At 53.1% G+C, this 22,827-nt stretch carries 19 protein-coding genes and 1 pseudogene; 13 read left to right on the top strand and 7 right to left on the bottom strand.

What is annotated here, in order from left to right:
• Positions 1-27: 27 nt before the first annotated feature.
• From rng to csrD, 6 genes are all read right to left on the bottom strand, one after another.
• The gene (rng, locus tag EGY08_RS17675) at positions 28-1,497 is read right to left on the bottom strand and encodes a ribonuclease G (protein ID WP_004125826.1); all 1,470 of its coding nucleotides are present in this window, start codon (positions 1,495-1,497) and stop codon (positions 28-30) included.
• Between the two features lie 2 nt (positions 1,498-1,499).
• The gene (locus tag EGY08_RS17670; RefSeq protein ID WP_004125828.1) at positions 1,500-2,081 is read right to left on the bottom strand and encodes a Maf family protein; all 582 of its coding nucleotides are present in this window, start codon (positions 2,079-2,081) and stop codon (positions 1,500-1,502) included.
• Between the two features lie 7 nt (positions 2,082-2,088).
• A complete protein-coding gene (gene mreD / locus EGY08_RS17665; RefSeq protein WP_004125830.1) occupies positions 2,089-2,577 on the bottom strand; it encodes a rod shape-determining protein MreD in 489 nt (162 codons plus the stop codon).
• Entirely contained in the window at positions 2,577-3,563 is a 987-nt protein-coding gene (gene mreC, locus EGY08_RS17660; RefSeq protein WP_004125831.1) for a rod shape-determining protein MreC, read from the bottom strand. The genes mreD and mreC overlap by 1 nt, the downstream gene beginning before the upstream one ends.
• Before the next feature lie 70 nt (positions 3,564-3,633).
• On the bottom strand, positions 3,634-4,677 hold the full coding sequence (gene mreB / locus EGY08_RS17655) for a rod shape-determining protein MreB (RefSeq protein WP_002918653.1): 1,044 nt from the start codon (positions 4,675-4,677) through the stop codon (positions 3,634-3,636).
• A 305-nt stretch (positions 4,678-4,982) separates the two neighbouring features.
• Positions 4,983-6,923, bottom strand: coding sequence for an RNase E specificity factor CsrD (gene csrD / locus EGY08_RS17650; protein ID WP_123828718.1), 1,941 nt, complete (start codon positions 6,921-6,923; stop codon positions 4,983-4,985).
• A gap of 219 nt (positions 6,924-7,142) precedes the next feature.
• Between csrD and EGY08_RS17645 the strand changes: the two genes are divergently transcribed.
• The 11 genes and pseudogenes from EGY08_RS17645 to fis all read left to right on the top strand — a co-directional run bounded on the left by EGY08_RS17645 (position 7,143) and on the right by fis (position 17,203).
• The gene (locus tag EGY08_RS17645) at positions 7,143-8,117 is read left to right on the top strand and encodes an MDR family oxidoreductase (RefSeq protein ID WP_004125839.1); all 975 of its coding nucleotides are present in this window, start codon (positions 7,143-7,145) and stop codon (positions 8,115-8,117) included.
• Positions 8,118-8,194: 77 nt separating this feature from the next.
• Positions 8,195-9,196: a protein-methionine-sulfoxide reductase catalytic subunit MsrP gene (gene msrP / locus EGY08_RS17640; RefSeq protein ID WP_004125841.1), complete on the top strand. Its 1,002-nt coding sequence runs from the start codon at positions 8,195-8,197 to the stop codon at positions 9,194-9,196.
• Positions 9,196-9,795: a protein-methionine-sulfoxide reductase heme-binding subunit MsrQ gene (gene msrQ, locus EGY08_RS17635; RefSeq protein ID WP_123828717.1), complete on the top strand. Its 600-nt coding sequence runs from the start codon at positions 9,196-9,198 to the stop codon at positions 9,793-9,795. Before msrP ends, msrQ begins: the two co-directional genes overlap by 1 nt.
• A 393-nt stretch (positions 9,796-10,188) precedes the next feature.
• Positions 10,189-10,662, top strand: coding sequence for an acetyl-CoA carboxylase biotin carboxyl carrier protein (gene accB / locus EGY08_RS17625; protein ID WP_004125844.1), 474 nt, complete (start codon positions 10,189-10,191; stop codon positions 10,660-10,662).
• A 10-nt stretch (positions 10,663-10,672) separates the two neighbouring features.
• On the top strand, positions 10,673-12,022 hold the full coding sequence (accC, locus tag EGY08_RS17620; protein WP_004125846.1) for an acetyl-CoA carboxylase biotin carboxylase subunit: 1,350 nt from the start codon (positions 10,673-10,675) through the stop codon (positions 12,020-12,022).
• A 110-nt stretch (positions 12,023-12,132) separates the two neighbouring features.
• The gene (locus EGY08_RS17615) at positions 12,133-12,375 is read left to right on the top strand and encodes a YhdT family protein (RefSeq protein WP_004125848.1); all 243 of its coding nucleotides are present in this window, start codon (positions 12,133-12,135) and stop codon (positions 12,373-12,375) included.
• Complete coding sequence (gene panF, locus EGY08_RS17610; protein WP_123828716.1) at positions 12,365-13,816, top strand: sodium/pantothenate symporter; 1,452 nt, start codon at positions 12,365-12,367, stop codon at positions 13,814-13,816. Before EGY08_RS17615 ends, panF begins: the two co-directional genes overlap by 11 nt.
• A gap of 11 nt (positions 13,817-13,827) precedes the next feature.
• On the top strand, positions 13,828-14,709 hold the full coding sequence (prmA, locus tag EGY08_RS17605) for a 50S ribosomal protein L11 methyltransferase (protein WP_123828715.1): 882 nt from the start codon (positions 13,828-13,830) through the stop codon (positions 14,707-14,709).
• Between the two features lie 138 nt (positions 14,710-14,847).
• Positions 14,848-15,588 (top strand): annotated as a pseudogene (locus EGY08_RS17600) (carbonic anhydrase).
• Between the two features lie 328 nt (positions 15,589-15,916).
• Entirely contained in the window at positions 15,917-16,882 is a 966-nt protein-coding gene (gene dusB / locus EGY08_RS17595; protein WP_024360647.1) for a tRNA dihydrouridine synthase DusB, read from the top strand.
• 24 nt (positions 16,883-16,906) lie between these two features.
• Positions 16,907-17,203 (top strand): DNA-binding transcriptional regulator Fis, encoded by a 297-nt coding sequence (gene fis, locus EGY08_RS17590; RefSeq protein WP_123828714.1) that lies wholly within the window; start codon positions 16,907-16,909, stop codon positions 17,201-17,203.
• A 64-nt stretch (positions 17,204-17,267) separates the two neighbouring features.
• Here fis and envR read toward each other — a convergent pair whose 3' ends face one another.
• Entirely contained in the window at positions 17,268-17,918 is a 651-nt protein-coding gene (gene envR / locus EGY08_RS17585) for an acrEF/envCD operon transcriptional regulator (RefSeq protein WP_004125855.1), read from the bottom strand.
• Positions 17,919-18,296: 378 nt separating this feature from the next.
• On the opposite strand from envR, the gene EGY08_RS17580 reads away from it, so the two are divergent.
• Together EGY08_RS17580 and EGY08_RS17575 are read left to right on the top strand one after the other, a co-directional pair.
• The gene (locus EGY08_RS17580) at positions 18,297-19,436 is read left to right on the top strand and encodes an efflux RND transporter periplasmic adaptor subunit (RefSeq protein ID WP_087829066.1); all 1,140 of its coding nucleotides are present in this window, start codon (positions 18,297-18,299) and stop codon (positions 19,434-19,436) included.
• Positions 19,437-19,449: 13 nt separating this feature from the next.
• Entirely contained in the window at positions 19,450-22,560 is a 3,111-nt protein-coding gene (locus tag EGY08_RS17575) for an efflux RND transporter permease subunit (RefSeq protein ID WP_123828713.1), read from the top strand.
• The last annotated feature ends 267 nt before the right edge of the window (positions 22,561-22,827 follow it).

The raw sequence follows: 22,827 nt of genomic DNA, 5'->3' as shown, positions 1-22,827 counted from the left end.
TCCCGACATCAGCAAGCAAACGGATGATTACATCATTACGACATCAAACTGCTCTTGATTATAGAGCGGTTCAATTTGTACTTTGACCTGCTTACCGACAAAGATCTCGACTTCTGCCAGCGCGTGCGACTCTTCCCCTTTCAGCGTTTCCGCTACCGCAGGAGAAGCATAGACCAGGAACCGGTCGGAATCGTAGGCGTGGTGCACGCGCACGATTTCGCGCATGATTTCATAGCACACCGTTTCCACCGTTTTCACCGTACCGCGCCCGTGGCAGGTAGGACACTCATTACATAGCACATGCTCCACGCTTTCACGAGTGCGCTTGCGGGTCATCTCTACTAGTCCAAGCTGGGAGAAGCCATTAATGCTGGTTTTAACCCGGTCTTTGCTCAGCGCCTGCTCAAGAGAGTGCAGCACCCGGCGACGGTGATCTTCATTGTTCATATCAATGAAATCAATGATGATAATCCCACCAAGATTGCGCAGCCGTAGCTGACGAGCAATCGCCTGGGTCGCCTCAATATTGGTATTAAAGATAGTATCGTCAAGATTACGGTGACCGACGAATGCGCCGGTGTTGATATCAACGGTGGTCATCGCTTCCGTTTGATCAATGATTAGATAACCGCCTGATTTCAGCTCAACTTTACGTTCCAGCGCGCGCTGAATTTCGTTTTCCACGTCGAAAAGATCGAAAATCGGCTGGCGGCCGCTGTAATGCTCCAGCTTGCTGGTCATCTCCGGAATATATTCGGCGGTAAACTCCAGCAGCGATTCGTAGGTCAGACGGGAGTCAACGCGAATACGGTCAAGATGCGCATCGGCGAAATCACGCAGCACGCGCTGCGCCAGCGCCAGTTCACCGTACATTTGATAACGCGTCTGCTGGCGCTTTTTGCGCTCCATCACTTTTGTCCAGACGCGCTTTAAATAGGCGGCATCTGCGGCCATCTCCTGCTCATGAACGCCTTCCGCCGCGGTACGGATAATGAATCCGCCCTGTTCATCGCAGTATTCAGACACCACTTTTTTCAGGCGTTCGCGTTCCGCTTCGCTTTCAATACGCTGAGAGACGCCGACATGCGAAGCCCCGGGCATAAAGACCAGATAGCGAGAAGGAATGGTGATATCGGTGGTCAGGCGGGCACCTTTGGTGCCGAGAGGATCTTTAACCACCTGCACCATTAAATCTTGCCCCTGACGCACCAGCTCGGAGATATCGCGGACGGCGAACTGCTTTTGCTCTTCGCCCGCCACGCACTCGGTATGCGGCATAATATCAGAAGCGTGCAGAAACGCGGCCTTATCCAGGCCAATATCTACAAAAGCCGCCTGCATTCCCGGCAGCACCCGACTGACACGACCCTTGTAGATATTGCCTACTATTCCGCGTCGCGCTTCACGCTCAATATGAATTTCCTGGAGAATACCGCCATCAATGTAAGCGACGCGCGTTTCTGATGGCGTTACGTTAACTAATAATTCAGCAGTCATCTTTATCCCTTTTCTTCACGCAGTGAGTTAAAGTTACTTAGCAACTCATACGTTTCCACCAGCGGTAAGCCAACGACGGCGTGATAGCTGCCATTTATCTTCCTGACGAAACAGCCACCCAACCCCTGAATACCGTATGCACCTGCTTTATCTAACGGTTCGCCGCTGGCGACATAATCGGCGATATCCTGTACTGAGAGCACGCGGAAAGTGACCTCCGTGACCACCAGGCAATCCAGCATCTGCTGCTTATCGGCCAGCGCCACGGCGGTCATCACCTGATGAGTTTTCCCGGAAAGCATGCGCAGCATCTCGGCGGCGTGCCCGGCATCGCGCGGTTTTTCCAGCACTTCACCGTTAAGGATGACAATGGTATCCGCGCCCAAAACGGGCAGATCGCGCGGTGCCAGCACGACGCCAGCCTGCGCCTTTTCGCGCGCCAGACGGACCACATACTGCTGTGCGCTCTCCTGTGGGCGGCGCAGTTCCTCAATACCGGGAACCACGCGCTCAAAAGCGAAGCCAAGCTGAGTCAGCAGTTCCTGCCGACGCGGAGAACCTGAAGCAAGATACAGAGTCGTCATATCAACCTTATTGCACCGCAAACTGCTGGCGCACTTTACGCATCAGCAGGAAAATCCATGGCCAGAGCACACCGTTTACTACACTACTCCAGAACACTTCCGGACGGAAAGAGACGTTGATCACTAAAAACTCTGCCCAGAAAACAATGATATCCACGGAGAGGGATAACATGACTACTACCAACGCCTGTTGCCAGAGCGCCAGATTGCGGAACAGCTGATATTTCAGCGCGACCAGATAAGCCACAATACTTAATGATAGTGCGCGAACGCCAAGCGTCGAGCCGCTGATGAGATCGAGGATCGCCCCCATCACAAAGCCTGTACCGACGTTAACCCTGTGGGGTAGCGCGAGGATCCAGTACAACAGGATAAGCAATACCCAGTTTGGCCGGTAAACGCTAATGTCCGCCGGCCAGGGCATTATTTGCAGCAATAGTGCGATAAGAAACGAGAGCCAGATAACCCAGCGTCCCTGGCTACGATAACTTGCCACTATTGCCCCCCCGCTGGCTGAGACTGCTGTGGCATACCGGTTGCCGGAGCCGGCATCTGCGGCCCCATAGCATCCGGAGCAGGCAGAACCTGCGGCATCATCTGCATCAGGCGTTCATTCGCTACGCGATGAACCTCTTCCGGCGTCATCGGATTCGCGCCGTTGCGATCGGCTCCCCATAGCAGCAGCAGGTAACGCAGGCGCTGCAGACCGGCTGTCGGACGCGCCTGAATCACCGTATACGCACGCTGCGTATCCAGCTTAACGGACGAAACCACCCCCACCGGATACCCTTCAGGGAAGCGGCCACCGAGGCCCGAAGTCACCAGGACATCGCCAACGCGAATATCGGTATTGGCCGGCAGATGTTCCAGCTGCAAATCATCGGTACAGCCATTGCCTGCGGCAATCACGCGAATATCGTTACGCAGTACCTGAATCGGTAACGCATGCGTGGCATCGCAAATCAGCAGCACGCGGCTGGTCAGTTTCGCCACCGCGACCACCTGACCAACAACGCCTTTATCGCTGATCACCGGCTGGCCTTCATAAACGCCGTTAACGCTGCCTTTATCGATAACGACCTGATCGCTATAGGGGTCATTAACCGTTGAGATGACCTGAGTCACCATTTTTTGCTCGTCCTGACGCAGCGGAGAGCCCAGCAGTTCACGCAGACGCGCGTTCTCCTGCTTGTACTGGCCCAGCATCAGTAGGTCGCTGTTCTTCAACAACAGTTCCTGGCGCAGCGCGCGGTTTTCCAGTTCGAGCTGGTCGCGGGTGGCCAGCGTTTGCGAAACGCTATCCAGCAATTCCCTTGGACCATTTGAGACAAAGTAGAAAGGGCTGACGGCTGTATCCATGTACGTTCGAATTTGGCTGAACGTACCCAGGCGGCTGTCGGCGATTATCACGCCAAGCGCCACCAAAACCGCCAGAATAAGGCGAATCTGTAGCGACGGGCCACGGCTAAAAATTGGCTTCATAGGCTATGCGTATTCTCGTGTCAGTTAAGATCGGGGTAGCCGTAAGCCAGCTACCCGGATCTCAGGCTGACTACTCTTCGCTGAACAAGTCGCCGCCGTGCATATCGATCATTTCCAGTGCCTTACCGCCGCCACGAGCGACGCAGGTCAGTGGATCTTCTGCAACTACGACAGGTATTCCTGTCTCTTCCATTAACAGACGGTCAAGGTTGCGCAACAGTGCGCCACCGCCAGTCAGAACCATTCCGCGTTCGGAGATATCGGAAGCCAGTTCCGGCGGGCACTGCTCCAGCGCGACCATCACCGCGCTGACGATGCCGGTCAACGGCTCCTGCAGCGCTTCGAGGATTTCGTTAGAGTTCAGCGTAAAGCCGCGCGGCACGCCTTCAGCAAGGTTACGCCCGCGAACTTCGATTTCGCGAACTTCATCACCCGGATAAGCGGAACCGATCTCGTGTTTAATACGTTCTGCGGTCGCTTCGCCGATTAGGGAGCCATAGTTACGACGGACATAATTAATGACGGCTTCGTCAAAACGGTCGCCGCCGATACGTACGGAGGAGGAGTAAACCACACCGTTCAGCGAGATGACCGCCACTTCAGTGGTACCGCCGCCGATATCCACAACCATCGAACCCGTTGCTTCGGAGACCGGCAGACCTGCGCCGATCGCAGCCGCCATCGGCTCTTCAATCAGGAAGACTTCACGGGCGCCAGCGCCCTGTGCGGATTCGCGAATCGCGCGACGTTCAACCTGGGTCGCGCCGACCGGTACGCAGACCAGCACGCGCGGGCTCGGACGCATAAAGCTATTGCTGTGCACCTGTTTAATAAAGTGCTGGAGCATTTTTTCGGTAACGAAGAAGTCGGCGATAACGCCGTCTTTCATTGGGCGAATAGCTGCAATGTTGCCCGGTGTACGCCCAAGCATCTGCTTCGCTTCATGACCCACAGCGGCGACGCTTTTCGGCGATCCGGCACGATCCTGACGAATGGCCACAACGGAAGGCTCATTCAATACGATGCCTTGTCCTTTTACATAAATCAGGGTATTCGCGGTACCCAGGTCAATGGACAGGTCATTGGAAAACATGCCACGAAATTTTTTTAACATACTAAGGGATAATCCTGAAAGCTGGGGCGGAAAACAAAATCCGCTTACTTTACCAACCACGCGCAGCAGCGACAAGGCGCAAAAATCATCTGCTGCGGTGAAAATTAGTGCAGTTCGTTACCTTTGTTACAAATTTGACTGAGTCCGTCCGACGCAGAAATCTTCAGCAGCGCTCCGCGCTTGAATCTGCAACCTGTCAAAGGTCATTCACTGGCATTTACATTGCGACAATCCGGCAGGTAGACAAGCACACCCCCATCACTATGGCGCGCATTATTCTACGTGAAATCACGCTAAACGGCAGATCAAACAGAGTATCTTTGCGAATATTTTTTCACATTTGTGTCAAGTGGCTGTGAGGCGGCAAAAAATTCCCCCTGTCCACCGGTAACACCGCATTGAGACAGCACCTGCCACTCGCTTCGGCTGAGCACGCCGGTAGCGAAAACCTGAACCGGCATTCCTTTACAGGCCTCAACCAGGCTCTGGACCAGCAGCTGATTTTCACTGCGTTTTTCTATATTGCGCGATAACCCCGAATGCAGCTTAATCACTTCAACGTCGAGCTGCTTGATCCAGCTGGTTCCAACCAGCGTCAGACCAGCCTGAACCACGGCAATCCGAATACCTAAAGCGTTAACCAACCGCATAACCGGCTGCAGGCGGCCGATATATTGACAAACATCCGCCTCTGCAAGTTCAAAAATAATACGTCGACGGTGTGATTTTTCGCATTGCATCAAAGTATCGCGCAGCCAGCGCTGGAATCGAGGGCGGATTAAGGACTCAACCGTCACCTGCAGGGCGAGGTTTTCTTCCGGCCAGAAGCCTAAAAACGGCAGCAGTCGAGTAATTTGCAGGCGGTCATACTCTTCCGCCAGGCCAAACTGCAGCACCATCGGCATATATTCCGCCGCGATTACCTCTTCCTTACCATCATAAAGACGGCACATAAGTTCGCGATGATGTACGCGACCATCACGAGTCACCGCAGGTTTCTGGTAAAGTCGCGGCCCGCCGCGGCTGAGCATCTGCTCGATAAGCGTACGCCAGCGCACGTTGCCACGCCCTTTCTCCGGCAGAGAGTCATCATAAACAGCCCAGCTATTGCTGCCCTGCAGCACCGCATTGCGCGTAGCCGCTTCCGCATGTTCCATCACCTGAGCCGCCGTTTGCCCGCTACGGAAAGCGCAGATCCCGATATGCATCATATCGTCACGATCGAGAATGCGCGTCGGCGGCAGGGCGTCCATGGCTTTCAATAGCAAGCCGGCAATGCTGTCCGCCTCTTTTAACGTGCGATGCGGAAGCAGGACGGCAAAATCGCTGCGATGGTAGCGAGCCAGCAAAGCGCCAGGGTAGCGCATAATGAAAGTGGAAAGCATGTTGATCAGCGTAAAGTAATGCTCTTCGGTCGCCGCGCGCCCCCAGTTATCACGCAGCAGGTCGAAATCCGGCAGGCGGATCATCATAACGATACCGTATGACCCCACCTTCTCCTGATCTTCAAGCAGCGTCGACAGCTGATTATCAAAAAATAATCGGTTACTCAGACCGGTTTTTGAATCCTGTGCGACATAGGAACGAATCAGGGTATCCATGCGGCTTCGCTGATCGCTGGCGAACTGAAGTTCGGATAGCAGCATATCCAGTGCGCTACTGGTGTTTGCTGGCCACTCGTGCACCGACCCTCGCACCTGCGGTCCACGTTCGCCATTAAGAATACGCGCAGTGCGAAGCTCCAGAAGTTCCTGGCCCGCCAGCTGGCGACGGATCCAGCGCACGGAGAAAAAGATAATCAGCACCATAAAACCAATGGCGATGGAAAGCGGCGCGGTGACGTGCAGTGAACGGAAGTAATCGGCCATGGGATCCAGGTACACCAGATGGATAGCCATACCTGGGTGCTTGAGCGACGGGACCGTGATGTCGCGAAACTGATTGCTGCTGCCTAAAGGGCGATAATTATCGGTACGAGAATGGCTATAGACCGGCTTGCCATTGAGCTGAAAATCAACGCGCACCGCTTCGACCGGCGTCATCAGCTCATCCATCTGCGGTTCAATCTGGTCAAAGGACATAGAGACCAGACGTTTATCCAGCATCGTCGCCACCGCCTGAACGCGGTTAGTCATTTTTAGCTGAATGCCGTTATAAAAACTCAGCGACGCGCCAATCAGCGTGACAAAGATCGTCAGACCGGTGAGCAACGTGACAAAAGCTGAGAATTTCGTCGTTAATCGCATCCCTGTGTTAACTCCGCGTGTGAATGACTACCCGATAAACATCCGGGCTCCTGTGCTGGCGCCTAAGCTAAAGTAAGCACTAACTTTCTAAAGAGCGACGCATACTATCAAAGCTGGCGCATCTGGCAATTTATTGCGTTACGTCGGTGTAATAATGCCGTTAGCGAGTATAGTCTGCAGAAAAAATTTTCCAATCATCCAACCTATGAGGACCGGCGTATGCAGGCTTTAATCTTAGAACAGCAGGATGGCAAAACTCTCTCTTCGGTGCAAACCATTGACGCCAGCCAGCTGCCACAGGGCGATGTGACAGTGGATATCCAATGGTCCAGCCTGAACTATAAAGATGCGCTGGCTATCACCGGTAAAGGAAAAATTATCCGCAACTTTCCGATGATTCCTGGCATCGATTTTGCCGGTTTTGTCCATAGCAGCGAAGATCCTCGCTTCCACGCCGGCCAGCAGGTGCTGCTGACAGGATGGGGCGTGGGTGAAAACCACTGGGGCGGCCTGGCGGAGCGCGCTCGCGTTAAAGGCGACTGGCTGGTGGCGATGCCGCAAGGCCTGGATGGACGTAAAGCCATGGTCATTGGTACTGCGGGTTTCACCGCGATGCTGTGCGTGATGGCGCTGGAAGACGCCGGGATCCGACCTGAAGACGGCGAAGTGGTGGTCACCGGGGCCAGCGGCGGCGTCGGCAGCACCGCGGTAGCTTTGCTGCATCATCTCGGGTACACGGTGGCGGCAGTTTCCGGGCGCGAAAGCACGCATGAATACCTTAAAAACCTCGGCGCGCAGCGCATTCTTAGCCGCGATGAGTTCGCCGAAACCCGGCCGCTGGAAAAACAGCTGTGGGCAGGTGCCGTTGACACCGTTGGCGATAAAGTACTGGCAAAAGTGCTGGCGCAGATGAACTACGGCGGCTGCGTCGCCGCCTGCGGTCTGGCAGGTGGCTTTGCTCTGCCCACTACCGTGATGCCCTTTATTCTGCGTAACGTGCGCCTGCAGGGCGTTGACTCGGTAATGACCCCTCCCGCGCGCCGGGCCGAGGCCTGGCAGCGGCTGGTTCGCGATCTCCCGGAATCTTTCTACGCGCAAAGCGCAACGGAAATCGCCCTCGCGGAGGCCCCTGCGTTTGCCGATAAGATCATGAGCAATAAAATTCAGGGCCGCACGCTGGTCAAAATCGCCTAATCTGCAATTTTTCGTGACATATTCGCAATAACGCTGCGCCTCCGCCATGCTAAGAAAAACGCATGACGGAGGATGCCATGAAACCCAAAAAACTGACGGAAGCCGACGTGACGGCAGAATCCGTTTTTATGCTGCAACGTCGCCAGATCCTGAAAATGCTGGGAATTAGCGCGACCGCCCTTTCCCTCTCGCCCTCCGCGCAAGCTGACCTGCTGGACTGGTTTAAAGGCAACGACCGCCCGCCAGCGCCGGCGGGTAAAGCGCTGACGTTCGATAAACCGGCGCAATGGCAAAACAATCTCACGTTAACGCCGGAAGATAAGGTATCAGGCTACAACAATTTTTATGAGTTCGGCCTGGACAAAGCCGATCCGGCGGCAAATGCCGGAAGCCTGCGCACCGACCCCTGGACGCTAACGATCGGCGGTGAAGTGGCAAAACCCCTCACGCTCGATCATGACGACCTGACCAGCCGCTTCCCGCTGGAGGAGAGAATTTACCGCATGCGCTGCGTCGAAGCCTGGTCGATGGTGATTCCGTGGGTCGGCTTCCCGCTACATAAACTGCTGTCGCTGGTCGAACCCACCAGCAATGCACGCTATGTCGCGTTTAAAACGCTTTATGCGCCTGAGCAGATGCCGGGCCAGAAGGATCGTTTTATCGGCGGCGGGCTGGCGTATCCCTATGTCGAAGGGCTGCGGCTCGATGAAGCCATGCATCCTCTGACGCTGCTCAGCGTCGGCGTGTATGGTAAAGCGCTGCCTCCGCAAAACGGCGCGCCGGTTCGACTCACCGTTCCCTGGAAGTACGGTTTCAAAGGGATAAAGTCGATCGTCAGTATTGAACTGACCCGTGAACGTCCTCCCACCACCTGGAACCTCGCCGGGCCTGAAGAGTATGGTTTCTACGCCAACGTCAACCCGCATGTCGATCATCCCCGCTGGTCGCAGGCAACCGAGCGTTTTATCGGTGCAGGCGGCGTACTCGACGTCAAGCGCCAGCCAACGTTGCTATTCAACGGTTATGCCGAGGAAGTGGCCTCGCTATACCGGGGCCTGAACCTGCGGGAGAATTACTAGTGCGCCTGACTGTAAAACAGATAACCTGGCTGAAAGCGCTTCTCCATCTTGCCGGCTTTTTGCCTTTTGTCTGGCTGTTCTGGGCTGGGCATCAGGGGTATTTCAGCGCCGATCCGGCAAAGGATATCCAGCACTTTACCGGTAGGATGGCTCTTAAATTCCTGCTGGCTACCTTGCTTGTTTCGCCGCTGGCGCGCTACGCTAAACAGCCATTATTGATACGCACCCGGCGCTTACTCGGTTTATGGTGCTTTGCCTGGGCAACGCTGCATTTGACCAGCTATACGCTGCTCGAACTTGGGATTAACAATCTGGCGCTATTGGGTACAGAAGTGCTCACCCGACCCTATCTGACGCTGGGGTTAATCTGTTGGCTGATTCTGCTGGCGCTGGCGGCGACGTCAACGCAAGCGATGCAGCGAAAATGGGGTCGTCGCTGGCAAACATTGCATAACTTCGTCTATGTTGTCGCGATCCTCGCCCCCATCCACTACCTGTGGTCGGTGAAGATTTTATCCCCGCAACCGGTAATTTATGCGCTGTTGGCGGTCCTACTTTTAGCATGGCGATACAAGAAGTTCCGCCAGTGGTGGCGCTAATTCCGGATATGTGCAGTTTCCCGCAGTTCTTTTATCAACCGCCACTCTTTTCACGATAGCGGTTGATAATCTTCCCTGATAAGACCAGTATTTAGCTGCCAATTGCTACGAAATCGTTATAATGTGCGACTTTGGTTTTCCTGACGGGCTTTTTGAGTCCCGAAAAGGTGACAATCGCGCATCGAAGGTATATTTTGTTTTTTACCCGAGAATGGCAGAAGATAGCCGCATATTGGCCGATAAGTTTCGCTTTTTGCTTTCGAGCATCGGAGGCTTAACCTGTCGGCTTCTGAAGAAGCGCGGCGTCTTGCAACAGCAGTAATTCATATGCTTTACAGACGGTGCTAACACGCCTGTCACAATCACACTAAACAAAGAGTACGGAACCCACTCATGGATATTCGTAAGATTAAAAAACTGATCGAGCTGGTTGAAGAATCAGGCATCTCCGAACTGGAAATTTCTGAAGGCGAAGAGTCTGTACGCATCAGCCGTGCCGCGCCAAACGCAGGTTTCCCGGTGATGCAACAGGCTTATGCCGCACCGATGATGCAGCAACAGCCAGCTCTGTCTAACGCAGTCGCCTCTGCGGCAACGCCAGCAATGGAAGCCCCTGCGGCAGCGGAAATCAGTGGCCACATCGTACGTTCCCCAATGGTTGGTACTTTCTACCGCACCCCGAGCCCGGACGCGAAAGCCTTCATCGAAATCGGTCAGAAAGTTAACGCGGGCGATACCCTGTGCATCGTTGAAGCCATGAAAATGATGAACCAGATCGAAGCCGATAAATCTGGCGTGGTGAAAGCCATTCTGGTCGAAAGTGGTCAACCGGTAGAATTTGACGAGCCACTGGTCGTCATCGAATAACGAGGCGAACATGCTGGATAAAATTGTTATCGCCAACCGCGGCGAGATTGCATTGCGTATCCTGCGTGCCTGTAAAGAACTGGGCATCAAGACCGTTGCTGTGCACTCAACGGCGGATCGCGATTTAAAACACGTATTGTTAGCGGATGAGACGGTCTGTATCGGGCCGGCACCGTCCGTAAAAAGCTACCTTAATATCCCGGCGATTATCAGCGCTGCTGAAATCACCGGCGCGGTGGCAATTCACCCGGGTTACGGATTTTTGTCCGAAAACGCAAACTTCGCTGAGCAGGTTGAGCGTTCCGGCTTTATCTTTATCGGTCCGAAAGCTGACACCATCCGCCTGATGGGCGACAAAGTGTCGGCTATCACCGCGATGAAGAAAGCGGGCGTTCCGACCGTACCGGGTTCTGATGGTCCGCTGGGCGAAGATATGGACGTTAACCGCGCTCATGCAAAACGTATTGGCTACCCGGTGATTATCAAAGCCTCCGGCGGCGGCGGCGGTCGCGGTATGCGCGTCGTGCGCAGCGATGCTGAGCTGGCTCAATCCATCTCCATGACCAAAGCGGAAGCGAAAGCCGCTTTCAACAACGACATGGTGTATATGGAGAAATACCTGGAGAATCCTCGTCATATCGAGATCCAGGTACTGGCTGACGGCCAGGGTAACGCTATCTATCTGGCTGAGCGTGACTGCTCCATGCAGCGTCGTCACCAGAAAGTTGTCGAAGAGGCGCCAGCGCCGGGCATTACGCCGGAACTGCGTCGCTATATCGGCGAACGTTGCTCCAAAGCGTGCGTCGATATCGGCTATCGCGGCGCGGGTACTTTTGAGTTTCTGTTCGAAAACGGCGAGTTCTATTTCATCGAAATGAACACCCGTATTCAGGTTGAACATCCGGTAACCGAAATGATCACCGGCGTCGACCTGATTAAAGAACAGCTGCGTATCGCAGCAGGGCAGCCGCTGTCCATCAAGCAGGAAGAAGTTGTGGTTAAAGGCCATGCGGTGGAATGCCGTATCAACGCCGAAGACCCGAATACCTTCCTGCCGAGCCCGGGTAAAATTACCCGCTTCCACGCGCCGGGCGGTTTTGGCGTGCGCTGGGAGTCTCATATCTACGCTGGCTACACCGTGCCTCCGTACTATGACTCAATGATCGGTAAGCTGATCTGCTATGGCGAAAACCGTGATGTCGCGATTGCCCGCATGAAAAATGCGCTGCAGGAGCTGATTATCGACGGCATCAAAACCAACGTTGATCTGCAGATCCGCATCATGAACGACGAGCATTTCCAGAATGGTGGCACCAATATCCACTATCTGGAGAAAAAACTCGGATTGCAGGAGAAGTAGTTCTCCCATCGCTGCAAAAGGCCGGATAATCCGGCCTTTTTTCTTTTTCTCTCCTCTCCTCTTTTCCATGCGGTACAATCCCCGCTTTCTTCATCCTCAGGGGACAAAAAATGGACAAACGCTTTGTTCAGGCCCATAAAGAGGCGCGCTGGGCGCTGTGGCTAACCCTTCTCTACCTTGCGGCCTGGCTGGCTGCCGCCTATCTGCCAGGCGTCGGTATTGGCCTAACCGGCCTGCCGCACTGGTTCGAAATGGCCTGCCTGCTGGTACCGCTGGTGTTTATTCTGCTGTGCTGGGCGATGGTAAAAGTTATCTATCGCGATATTCCTCTGGAGGATGACGATGCAGCTTGAAGTCATACTGCCGCTTATCGCCTACCTGCTGGTGGTGTTTGCTCTCTCCATCTATGCAATGCGTAAGCGCACAACGGGTTCCTTCCTGAACGAATATTTCCTCGGCAGCCGCTCGATGGGCGGCATTGTATTAGCCATGACGCTTACCGTTACCTATATCAGCGCAAGTTCGTTTATAGGCGGCCCCGGCGCAGCCTATAAATATGGCCTCGGCTGGGTGCTACTGGCGATGATCCAACTTCCGGCGATTTGGCTTTCTCTGGGGATTTTGGGTAAGAAATTCGCCATTCTGGCGCGCCGCTATAATGCAGTAACCCTTAACGATATGCTCTTTGCCCGCTACCAAAGCCGCCTACTGGTCTGGCTCGCGAGCCTGAGCCTTCTGGTGGCGTTTGTCGGGGCAATGACGGTGCAGTTCATCGGCGGAGCGCGATTGCTGGAAACCGCGGCGGGTATTCCCTACGAAACCGGTCTGCTGATTTTTGGCGTTAGTATCGCGCTCTATACCGCGTTCGGCGGTTTTCGTGCCAGCGTCCTCAACGACACGCTCCAGGGAATGGTGATGCTGGTCGGCACTATTGTCCTGCTGGTTGGCGTCGTTCATGCGGCTGGCGGGCTACATAATGCGGTAGAAACCCTGCAAACCATCGATCCTAAACTGGTTTCACCGCAGGGGGCTGATGACATTCTTTCCCCCACCTTTATGACCTCCTTCTGGGTGCTGGTCTGCTTCGGGGTGATTGGCCTCCCGCACACCGCCGTTCGCTGCATCTCCTATAAAGACAGCAAAGCGGTGCACCGGGGAATTATCATTGGCACCGTCGTGGTGGCGATCCTGATGTTTGGGATGCATCTTGCGGGTGCATTAGGCCGGGCGGTGATCCCGAATCTGACGGTGCCGGATCTGGTCATCCCGACGCTCATGGTGAAAGTATTGCCGCCCTTTGCCGCAGGGATCTTCCTCGCTGCGCCGATGGCCGCCATTATGTCGACGATCAACGCCCAACTGCTGCAAAGTTCCGCTACGATCATTAAAGATCTCTATCTGAATCTGCGCCCCGAGCAGATAACAAATGAAGCCCGGTTGAAGCGGATGTCGGCAACGATCACCTTGCTGCTGGGCGCTTTACTGCTGCTGGCAGCCTGGCGTCCCCCTGAGATGATTATCTGGCTCAACCTGCTGGCATTCGGCGGCCTGGAGGCTGTGTTCTTATGGCCGCTGGTGCTGGGCCTGTACTGGGAACGAGCGAACGCGAAAGGGGCGTTGAGCGCGATGATCGTCGGCGGCTTACTCTATGCCATACTCGCCACTTTTAATCTTCAGTACCTGGGTTTCCATCCGATAGTGCCCTCGTTGCTGTTAAGCTTATTGGCTTTCCTGGTCGGAAACCGGTTCGGTACCTCCGCACCGCAAGCCGCCGTATTGACTACTGATAAATAAAGAGTTTTGCTATGCCATGGATCCAACTGAAACTGAATACTACCGGCGCGAACGCGGAAGAGCTGAGTGATGCGCTGATGGAAGCGGGTTCCGTTTCCATTACTTTCCAGGATACTCACGATACGCCGGTATTCGAGCCTCTACCGGGTGAAACCCGTCTGTGGGGCGATACGGACGTTATCGGTCTGTTTGACGCCGAAACCGATATGGAAGAGGTGGTCGCCATTCTGCAGCAGCATCCGCTGCTGGGCGCCGATTTCGTGCATAAAATCGAACAACTGGAAGATAAAGACTGGGAGCGCGAGTGGATGGATAACTTCCACCCTATGTGCTTTGGTCAACGGCTGTGGATTTGCCCGAGTTGGCGCGATGTTCCGGATGAAAACGCCGTGAACGTGATGCTCGACCCGGGCCTGGCGTTTGGTACCGGAACGCACCCCACTACCGCGATGTGCCTGCAGTGGCTGGATGGACTCGATCTCGCGGGTAAAACGATTATCGATTTTGGCTGCGGCTCCGGCATTCTGGCCATCGCGGCATTGAAGCTGGGCGCGGCGAAAGCTATCGGTATTGATATCGATCCGCAGGCCATTCAGGCCAGCCGCGATAATGCCGAACGTAACGGGGTCTCTGAACGCCTGGAACTCTATCTGCCCAAGGATCAGCCAGAGGCGATGACAGCCGATGTGGTGGTCGCCAACATTCTGGCTGGCCCATTACGCGAGCTGGCCCCTCTTATCAGCGTGCTGCCGATTACAGGCGGTCTGCTGGGGCTTTCCGGTATCCTTGCCAGCCAGGCGGAAAGCGTTTGTGAAGCCTACGCCGAGCTCTTTGAGCTCGATCCCGTCGTGGAGAAAGAGGAGTGGTGCCGGATTACCGGTTATAAAAAGTAATCTCTCCTTGTGGCCTCATCGCAGGCCACAACTTTTCGCGTTTTCTGTACATAATCTTTCGCTCAATAAGAATAAGATGATGAGGTAACGTATTGTAGTTACCAATAAAATCATCATTCTATTCATCGGACGAATTATATGAAATTATCTTTGGGCAAGGCGGCATTGTTGGCGTTAAGCATGATGCCCGTTACGGTTTTCGCTTCCCACTGGAGCTATGAAGGCGAAGGTTCGCCGGAACACTGGGGGGCGCTCAATGAGGAGTACAAAATCTGCCAGAACGGCATGAACCAATCCCCTATCAACATCGATGCCACGTTCAAAACCCACCTTTCACCGCTGGACACACACTACATCGATGGGCCAATCACGCTTATTAATAATGGCCACACCATACAGGCGGGGCTAAAGACCACGACAGCGGATACCATTACGATTGACGGTACGCCATTTATCCTCCAGCAGTTCCATTTCCATGCCCCGAGCGAAAACACGGTCCACGGCAAGCACTATGCGATGGAGATGCATCTGGTTCATAAAAGCGCTAAAGGCGCCGTTGCCGTAGTGGCGGTGATGTTCGACCAGGGCGCGGAAAATAGCGAGCTGAACAAGCTATAGGCCACTATGCCCGAGCAGGCTGAGCAGACGGCTAAAATTGTCACGCAAATGGATCTCAACGCCCTGCTTCCCGTAGATAACACCTACTGGCGCTTTAGCGGCTCTCTGACCACTCCGCCTTGTTCAGAAGGGGTGACCTGGATTGTGCTTAAGCATCCCCTGACCCTTTCTTCAGCGCAGCTGGCAAAATTCAGCCACGCTATGCATCACGATAACAATCGTCCGGTACAGCCGCTGAACGGTCGCGTGGTCATAGAGTAAACATCAGAGATGCTTCACGATCATGTTCTGAAATGAGAGTTAACTCACATAAAGCTAAGGTAATTTGCTGATTTCTTCAGCAGATTATCTTGCCCGCGCCCGGCTCCGGGAAGAAAAAATGAGAAGTTAGACAAAATTATATGTGTAGATAAATTCATCACATATTTTTAATGCAATGATTTATAAAGCTAATTATTCATTGGCGCTAATCTTCACGGCGATTCTTTGATCCACCGCAGAGGATTGCTCAAAGTTTGGCCTTTCATCTCGTGCAAAAAATGCGTAATATACGCCGCCTTGCAGTCACAGTATGGTCATTTCTTAACTCATGCGCATCGGACACTACCAGCTCAGAAATCGACTCATCGCAGCGCCTATGGCTGGCATTACTGACAGACCATTCCGGACGTTGTGTTACGAGATGGGAGCAGGGTTGACCGTATCCGAGATGATGTCCTCCAACCCGCAGGTTTGGGAGAGCGACAAGTCCCGCTTACGGATGGTGCACGTTGATGAGCCCGGTATTCGTACCGTGCAAATCGCCGGCAGCGTACCGGAAGAGATGGCTGCAGCCGCCCGTATTAACGTGGAAAGCGGCGCCCAGATTATTGATATCAATATGGGGTGTCCGGCTAAAAAAGTGAATCGTAAGCTTGCAGGTTCAGCCCTCTTGCAGTACCCCGACCAGGTGAAGTCCATCCTGACGGCGGTCGTCAAAGCAGTGGACGTTCCCGTAACTCTCAAGATTCGCACCGGTTGGGAACCGGAACACCGTAACTGTGTAGAAATTGCCCAACTGGCTGAAGAATGTGGCATTCAGGCTCTGACTATTCACGGACGCACGCGCGCCTGCTTGTTTAACGGAGATGCTGAGTACGACAGTATTCGGGCAGTTAAGCAGAAAGTTTCCATTCCGGTTATCGCGAATGGCGACATTACTGACCCGCTTAAAGCCAGAGCTGTGCTCGACTATACGGGGGCAGATGCCCTTATGATAGGCCGTGCCGCTCAGGGAAGACCCTGGATCTTTCGGGAAATCCAGCACTATCTGGACACTGGAGAGCTGCTGCCCCCGCTGCCGTTGGCAGAGGTTAAGCGCTTGCTTTGTGCACACGTTCGGGAACTGCATGGCTTTTATGGCCAGGCAAAAGGGTACCGAATCGCACGCAAACACGTATCCTGGTATCTGCAGGAACACGCTCCAGATGACCAGTTTCGGCGCACATTCAACGCCATAGAAGATTCCAGCGAACAGCTGGAGGCGTTGGAGGCATACTTCGAAAATTTTGCGTAATAGAAATAAAGAGCTGACAGAACTATGTTCGAACAACGCGTAAATTCTGACGTACTGACCGTTTCTACCGTTAACTCTCAGGATCAGGTAACTCAAAAGCCCCTGCGTGACTCGGTTAAACAGGCACTGAAGAACTATTTTGCTCAACTGAATGGTCAGGATGTTAATGACCTGTATGAGCTGGTACTGGCTGAAGTAGAACAGCCCCTGTTGGACATGGTGATGCCATACACCCGCGGTAACCAGACCCGTGCTGCCCTGATGATGGGCATCAACCGTGGTACTCTGCGTAAAAAATTGAAAAAATACGGCATGAACTGATACTAATCAGTTAAGTGTTTGATATAAAAGGCGCTCTTCGGCATGGGGAAGCGCCTTTTTTATTTCATTGATTATAATGGCTAACTGTCGCCAGCTGTCGGGTAGCCCCACAAAGGATCGACATAATATTATCAACCAAAGCGGGCGCCTGGCGATACAGATCAAATTGCCCGGGTTCCACCAGCCAGTTTTTAATAATACCCGTAAACGCGCTGTGTAAGACAATTAATGAAATTTCAACATTAGTTTCCGCTGGTAATAAACCGTTACGAATACAGAGCTGCAAAACCCCGCGAATAATCGGGTAACTAAATCCAATTCTCTTACGAATCTCAGCTTCCGGCATCATGTCGCTGGAAAACTCGCATTTCTGATACAGAATTTGCATCAACGCACGTTGACGGGGGTTATTGGCGATATATTGTAAGCCAATAATAAATTTCTCTCGGAGCGTACTGAGCGGATCCTGGCTCTCTTTTTGGGGAAATTCATGCTGAAGCAGGTCACGTAGCGGCAGCTGCTGTTGCCACATTTCATTAAATAGCTCCGCTTTGCTCGCAAAGTGCCAGTACACCGCTCCGCGCGTGACACCAGCAGCATCAGCAATATCGGCCAAGGTGGTGCTGGTCACGCCGCGTAGGGCAAACTGCTGAATGGCAGACTCAATCAGAAGCTGCCGGGTCTTTAGCGCATCTTCTTTCGTTCTTCTAGGCATACGGTGCTCCACTCAACGCCAGATTGAGAGTGTGGGAAATAGCTGAATAGGTATAAACCTAGCATCTGACAATCAATATTGTTTAGCAAAAACACAGATAAGTTAAATCTCAAACCAAAATAAAATAAATACACACAACAAATAATTAATTCTAATTCATTCATGAATTAAATATCAATGTAAGCAAATTTTAATTTCAGATCATTATAAAAACATTAGCCCTGATATTTTGTTTTTACGTGCCTTGCTGATGGCTAAAAAATAACTATTTCTTACATCCATCGTTTTTTATTTGTAGGATAACAAACCGCATTTTAATTCATTATTTCTTGCACAGATTCGTGGCCAGGTCAGGCTCATAATCTATAAGGAACAGCAATGACACCTCATGTCAGGGTTACACTTTTATCCAGCCTTATCATCTCGGCTATCTTGCTCAGCGGTTGCGATAATTCAGGCGATGAGCAACCGCATGCGCAGACACCTCAGGTCTCCGTCTATGTAGTACACAGCGCGCCGCTGTCCGTCACCACGGAGCTACCCGGCCGCACATCAGCCTACCGCGTCGCGGAAGTCCGCCCGCAGGTGAACGGAATTATCCTGCAGCGTAACTTTGTCGAGGGTAGCGATGTCAGCGCAGGACAGTCGCTTTATCAAATCGATCCGGCGACCTATCAGGCGGCTTACAACAGTACAAAGGGTGATGAAGCGAAAGCAGAGGCGGCAGCCGCCATCGCCCATTTAACGGTAAAACGCTACGCGCCTCTTCTCGGCACAAAATATATCAGCCAGCAAGAATACGATCAGGCGGTGGCGACAGCACGCCAGGCTGATGCCGATGTTATCGCTGCAAAAGCGGCCGTTGAAAGCGCGCGTATTAATCTGGCCTACACCAAAGTGACCTCTCCCATCAGCGGCCGTATCGGCAAATCCAGCGTGACCGAAGGCGCCCTGGTGACAAACGGTCAGGCCGACGCGATGGCGACGGTACAGCAGCTCGATCCTATTTATGTGGACGTTACCGAATCCAGTAATGATTTCATGCGCCTGAAACAGGAAAGTCTGCAGCACGGCAATGACACCAAAAACGTGCAGCTGATTATGGAAAATGGTGAGCCGTATACGCTTCAGGGCACTTTGCAGTTCTCTGATGTCACCGTGGATGAGAGTACCGGCTCCATTACGCTTCGTGCCATCTTCCCTAACCCACAGCACGCTCTGCTGCCAGGTATGTTTGTTCGCGCCCGCATTGATGAGGGAGTTTCGCCGAATGCCATTCTCGTGCCCCAGCAGGGAGTCACCCGGACGCCGCGCGGCGATGCCAGCGTGATGATCGTTAATGACAAAAACCAGGTGGAAACGCGAGCCGTCACCGCTTCACAGGCGATTGGCGATAAGTGGTTAATCACGAGCGGTCTGAAAGCCGGTGAAAAGGTTATCGTCAGCGGTCTGCAGAAAGTACGTCCCGGCGTCACCGTGAAGGCCGAAGAGGATACCGCGACGTCCGTCGCGCAATAAGGTACGAACCCCTATGTCTAAGTTTTTTATTCATCGACCGGTCTTCGCCTGGGTGCTGGCGATCATCATGATGATTGCCGGTGGCCTCGCAATTATGCAGCTACCGATTGCACAATACCCGACTATCGCGCCGCCAGCGGTGGCCATCTCCGCAACCTATCCAGGTGCGGACGCACAAACCGTTCAGGATACGGTGACTCAGGTTATCGAACAGAACATGAACGGTATCGATAATCTGATGTACATGTCCTCAACCAGCGATTCTGCAGGCGGCGTGACCATCACCCTGACCTTTACGTCGGGTACGGATCCGGATATTGCGCAAGTTCAGGTGCAGAATAAACTCCAACTGGCGACGCCGCTTCTGCCTCAGGAAGTGCAGCAGCAAGGGATTAGCGTCGAGAAATCAAGCAGTAGTTTCTTGATGGTTGCTGGATTCATCTCGGATAACCCCAGTACCACTCAGGATGATATCTCTGACTATGTAGCATCGAACGTCAAAGATACCATTAGCCGCCTTAACGGCGTAGGCGATGTACAGCTCTTCGGCGCGCAGTATGCCATGCGCGTCTGGCTGGACGGTAATCTCCTGAATAAGTACAACCTCACGCCTGTCGACGTCATTAACCAGCTACAGATACAGAACGCTCAGATCGCAGCAGGCCAGCTTGGTGGTACGCCGGCTCTTAAAGGCCAGCAGCTAAATGCATCCATTATTGCTCAGACGCGGCTGAAGGATCCGGCAGAGTTTGGCAAAGTGACTTTGCGCGTGAACGCGGATGGCTCAGTGGTACATCTGAAAGATGTGGCACGTATTGAGCTGGGAGGTGAAAACTACAACGTTGTCGCAAAAATCAATGGAAAACCGGCTTCAGGCCTGGGAATTAAGCTCGCTACCGGCGCCAATGCCCTCGATACCGCCGCCGCGATTAAAGCGAAGCTTGCCGAGCTGCAGCCGTACTTCCCACAGGGGATGAAGGTCGTCTATCCCTACGACACTACGCCGTTTGTGAAAATCTCTATTCATGAGGTTGTGAAGACGCTTTTTGAAGCGATTATCCTCGTCTTCCTGGTGATGTATCTGTTCTTACAGAATATCCGGGCCACGCTGATCCCCACCATTGCGGTTCCGGTCGTCCTGCTCGGCACCTTTGCCGTCCTGGCAACGTTTGGTTACTCCATCAATACGCTAACGATGTTTGGCATGGTGCTGGCAATAGGCCTCCTGGTTGACGATGCTATCGTGGTGGTGGAAAACGTCGAACGCGTCATGGTTGAAGAGAAGCTTCCGCCAAAAGAGGCGACGGAAAAATCGATGGCGCAAATACAGGGGGCGCTGGTTGGCATTGCCATGGTGCTTTCGGCGGTGTTTGTCCCGATGGCCTTCTTTGGTGGTTCTACGGGAGCGATTTATCGGCAATTCTCTATCACCATCGTCTCCGCCATGGCGCTGTCCGTACTGGTTGCGCTGATCCTGACCCCCGCGCTTTGCGCTACATTATTGAAACCAACATCAGCCGATCATCATGAGAAAAAAGGGGTTTTTGGTTGGTTTAACGCGAAATTCGATCGTAGCGTAAACCACTACACTAACAGCGTTAGCGGGATCCTGCGCTGTACCGGACGCTATCTCATCATCTACTTGCTGATCGTTGTGGGTATGGCCGCGCTCTTTGTGCGTCTGCCCACCTCCTTCTTGCCGGATGAGGATCAAGGGGTATTTATGACCATGATCCAACTGCCTTCAGGCGCAACGCAGGAGCGCACGCAAAAAGTGCTCGATACGGTTACCGATTACTACCTGCATAAAGAGAAGGCGAACGTTGAAAGCGTCTTTACCGTTAACGGCTTTAGCTTTAGCGGTCAGGGTCAAAACTCCGGTATGGCGTTTGTCAGCCTGAAGCCATGGGAAGCACGTAGTGGTTCCGAAAATGGCGTTGAGGCCATCATCAAACGAGCAACCGCCGCCTTCAGCCAGATTAAAGATGCCATGGTCTTCCCTTTCAACCTACCGGCCATTATCGAGCTGGGTACGGCCACGGGTTTTGACTTTGAGCTTATCGATCAGGGTAACCTCGGCCATAGCGCGCTAACCCAGGCTCGTAATCAGCTCCTTGGTATGGTGAGAGAGCATCCGGATCAGCTGGTACGCGTTCGTCCAAACGGGCTTGAAGATACACCACAATTCAAGCTGGATGTCGATCAGGAGAAAGCTCAGGCTCTGGGGATTTCGCTATCCGATATCAATGAGACTATTTCCGCGGCGCTGGGGGGATATTACGTCAACGACTTTATTGACCATGGACGAGTGAAAAAAGTCTACGTTCAGGCCGATGCTAAATTCCGTATGCTGCCGAGCGATATCAATAATATGTACGTCCGCAGCGCGAATGGCGAAATGGTCCCATTCTCCGCTTTTGTGACTTCGCGCTGGGTTTATGGCTCCCCGCGCCTTGAGCGCTACAACGGTCTGCCCTCTATGGAAATGCTTGGCGAAGCGGCGCCCGGAAAAAGTACCGGTGATGCGATGATTTTAATGGAACAGTTGGCCAGCAAGCTTCCTGCTGGGATCGGCTACGACTGGACGGGAATGTCTTATCAAGAACGTTTATCCGGTAATCAGGCGCCAGCCTTATATGCCATTTCTCTTATTGTTGTCTTTTTGTGTCTCGCGGCGCTTTATGAAAGCTGGTCTATTCCCTTCTCCGTCATGCTCGTCGTTCCATTAGGGGTGGTTGGAGCACTACTGGCAGCGTCGTTACGCGGGCTAAATAATGACGTTTATTTCCAGGTGGGTTTATTAACAACTATCGGCCTGTCTGCGAAAAACGCTATTCTTATCGTTGAGTTTGCGAAAGACCTGATGGATAAAGAAGGCAAAGGAATTATTGAAGCCACACTTGAAGCATCGCGTATGCGTTTACGCCCTATCCTGATGACTTCGCTGGCCTTTATCCTGGGGGTTCTGCCTCTGGTAATTAGCCATGGAGCTGGCAGCGGCGCCCAAAACGCGGTTGGTACCGGTGTTATGGGCGGAATGCTGATGGCAACATTGCTGGCTATCTTCTTCGTCCCGGTCTTCTTCGTGGTGGTAAGACGCCGTTTTACGAAACACGCAGAGTAAATATTCTTTTCTAAAGGCACCTTTCTGGTGCCTTTTTTCGTCTGCGTATCGGTAACCTATCCTAATGATATTAAATGTATTTATTACTATTTAATAATTACCGCAGTTTCCCATACACATTATTTACCTATAGTCTTCTGACTTTCTTCACGATATTTACGTTACTCATAAATTGAGATTATTTACTCTAGCGGCGCCCTGTATTGCTGATGATAAAATAAACCGTTCCGTAGGTGTATGGGTTCTCCAATACAGCGAAGCGGATTA

Source organism: Klebsiella sp. FDAARGOS_511 (assembly GCF_003812845.1).
GTDB lineage: Bacteria > Pseudomonadota > Gammaproteobacteria > Enterobacterales > Enterobacteriaceae > Klebsiella > Klebsiella grimontii.
This window is presented reverse-complemented; position numbering and strand designations above follow the sequence as displayed.